The sequence below is a fragment of the Planktosalinus sp. genome, from assembly GCF_059864935.1.
Genome location: NZ_JCBCCK010000191.1, coordinates 1 through 3049, shown reverse-complemented (window position 1 = coordinate 3049; position 3049 = coordinate 1). Strand labels below are relative to the sequence as shown.

General features: G+C 41.3%; 2 protein-coding genes. Both read right to left on the bottom strand.

All coding sequences use genetic code 11. The features are described 5' to 3' along the window. Positions 1-236 precede the first annotated feature (236 nt). Complete coding sequence (gene lnt / locus AC6F75_RS06925; RefSeq protein WP_500714231.1) at positions 237-1835, bottom strand: apolipoprotein N-acyltransferase; 1599 nt, start codon at positions 1833-1835, stop codon at positions 237-239. A 44-nt stretch (positions 1836-1879) separates the two neighbouring features. Continuing rightward, the coding region (locus AC6F75_RS06920) for an RQC domain-containing protein (protein ID WP_500714230.1) at positions 1880-3049 on the bottom strand (1170 nt) is incomplete at its 5' end.

Genomic DNA, 3049 nt, shown 5'->3' with positions numbered 1-3049 from the left:
ATAATCCTTCTTATCCCTAAAACAATACGCAATCAAATCAAACACAAAAGGCGAATGCACGCCATGCAGCTTGATGGATTTGAAGAAGAATTTTATGTATGAGATTAGCAGGTACATTTTTTTAGACTTTAGACGTGAGATATTAGATGTTAGACAAAAGAAAATAGAAAAGAGAAAATAGAGTAGAGAAAAGAGACTCAAAATCTGTCTTAAATCTCACGTCTCAAATCTCATGTCTAATCCACCCCCACTTCCCCGCGTCTTCGGGTGAAAGCGATTAGTATGACACCTATTAGTATAAACAATGCAATGCGGTAAACATAATCGCCATATTTCACATAGAACGTAATTTTATCATTTAGGTAAATGGTTCCTGCCAAGGCACCCAGAGTGTTGTAAGCCAAAGTTTCCCCCACATCGCCACGTTGGTTGATGTATCCTGAAATTCCGGTGTTGGCACTGCGGGCAATGCTTCGGCGGGTTTCAACGGCTCTTAATTTTGCCAGGCTGAGGTGTTGTTTGTGTCCCTGAGTCTCGCCCCACCAGGCATCGTTGGTGATGATGGACAAAAAGTTAGCTTCATTGCGGATGTAGCCCGTTACAAACTCCCCGTAAACCGATTCGTAACAAATAATAGGACCTGTGGCAAAACGTCCATCATTGGAGGTAAATACCCCGCGATAATCCTGAGTGGTTTTCATCGCTACCGTTCCGCCCAAATCGAGCATAATGTCCCCCAACAGTGGTTTGATAATGCCCGGATAAGGGGTGCTCTCCACGCCCACAACAAGTTTGGACTTGTGATACAAATCCATTTCCGGCTTGTCACTAATCATAAAAGCTGAATTGTAAGTATTGTAATACAGTCCGTTGGGGAATTGATTGGTTTGTAAAGTGACTTGTTCGGGGTCGTCAAACACTTTGTATAATGACACACCTGAGAGAAAATTCACTCCGGGATAATTACTTACAAACTCCCTGATCCTGTTGGTTATTGGACTGTTCTCAAAAACTTCAATACGCTCGATATCTGCAAAAACAGTTTCCGGAGAAATCACAAAATCGGTTTCGGGGGTAATTTTGCTTTCGGTAAGGTCAAAAAGCAAAGTGGCGATTTCGTCATTTGTAACGTTGTATTTTTCAGAATAAGGGTCTATGTTGGGCTGTAGGACAATCACATTTACAGTTTCGCCTTCTTCCAGATAGGAATTGTACATTATCAGCGAAATAGCCAATGGAACCAAAATATATAAACCGGCTTTTAAGCTTCCGCGAAAGAGGATGTCTTTTTGTTTGAATTCGCTGTAAAGAATGTAACTTTTAAACAGCGCCAGATTGACAATCCAAACCCAAAGCGTTCCGCCGAAAGTTCCTGTAAATTCATACCATTGCACCCAGCTGATATAATCTGAAAAACCATTGCCCAGATTGAGCCAAGGCCAGGAAAAATCCCAGATGAGGTGCATTTTTTCAAAGCAAATCCAAAGACTTGCTAAAAATACTGTGGAAATAAAAAAGGTAGTTCTTTTGGCAAAATGGTGGTACAATAAGAACACCAGTGACATTAAAAGCGAATTGACCAAGATGGCAAAGATTGCCCCAAACTCACTGGAAAACCACAGCCAGTTTGTTTTGATGATGTTCCAGGTGAGGAATGCTACATAAGCAAAGAGCAGTACCCGCCAACCTTTACGTTTTTTGGCAGAGATTCTTATTTCGCGTTCAGCAATTAAAAGGGGTACAAACCCAACAAAAAGCAACAATGGAAAACCCCAAGTGGGCCAGCCCAATGACAATAAAAGACCCGAAGCAAGCGCAAGCAATAAGTATCTCATCAAAGAATTTTTATTTGGTAAAGATAAGGAGTTCTTTCATAAGCTTAATTGGCCACTTCGCTGATAAATTTGATGCGGTACAAGCGGAGTTCTTCTTCTTCATAATCGCCTTCAAATTCTTTCATGGCGTCGTCTATTTTATCGCTTTCTGCTTCAATGAAGTAATCGTGTAAATCTTCCTGCTGGTCCTCGTCGAGCATTTCATCAAGCCAGTAGTTGATATTTAGTTTGGTGCCGCTGTAAACAATGGCTTCCATCTCTTTAATAAACTCACCCATAGACAAGCCTTTGGAATTGGCAATGTCAGTTAAGGCCAGTTTTTTGTCAACATTCTGTATGATATACAATTTCAATGCACTGTTTGAGCCAGTAGTTTTGACTACCAGATCATCGGGACGCATGATATCATTTTCTTCTACATACCTGTTGATAAGATCGACAAAGGTTTTGCCGTATTTTTTGGCCTTGCCTTCACCCACACCCTGAACATTGGAAAGTTCGTCAAGGGAAACGGGATATTTCAACGACATATCTTCCAACGAAAAATCCTGAAAAATCACATAGGGGGGCAGCTCCAGTTTATGCGCCAGTTTTTTGCGTTCATCCTTCAATAGCCTGAACAGGTTTTCGTCAGCAACTGCGCCACCTTTTTGTTCAGTAATTATTGTGTCATCATTGGCTTCTTTAAAGGAATGGTCCTCTGTCATCATAAATGAAGTTGGGTTCTTCATAAATTTCTCGCCTTCTTTGGTCATTTTTATGACCCCATAGGTTTCAATATCCTTTGACAACATACCGACAACAAGCACTTGCCTTAAAAGTGCCATCCAGTATTCAGTCTCTTTGTCTTTGCCAATGCCGAAATAGGGTTGGGTATCTATGCGGTGTGAACTGATGAGGGCGTTAATTTTTCCGACAAGTATCTGTACAATGGTTTTTGATTTGTATTGTTGATTACCTTCTTTAATAACGCGCAGCAGTTTCAACACATCATCTTTGGCTTCGTGTTGTTTTTTCGGATTGCGCATATTGTCGTCCATATCACCACCTTCGCCGGTTTCATTGTCAAACTCTTCCCCAAAATAATGCAGGATGAATTTTCTTCGGGAAATGGAAGTTTCGGCATAAGCCACGACCTCTTGCAACAGAGCCTGCCCGATTTCCTGCTCGGCAACGGGCTTGTTGCTCATAAATTTCTCGAGTTTTTCAATGTC

Coding starts and splice junctions, on each gene's coding strand:
- lnt (WP_500714231.1), bottom strand. CDS start 1,835: ATGAGATACTTATTGCTTGCGCTTGCTTCGGGTCTTTTATTGTCATTG.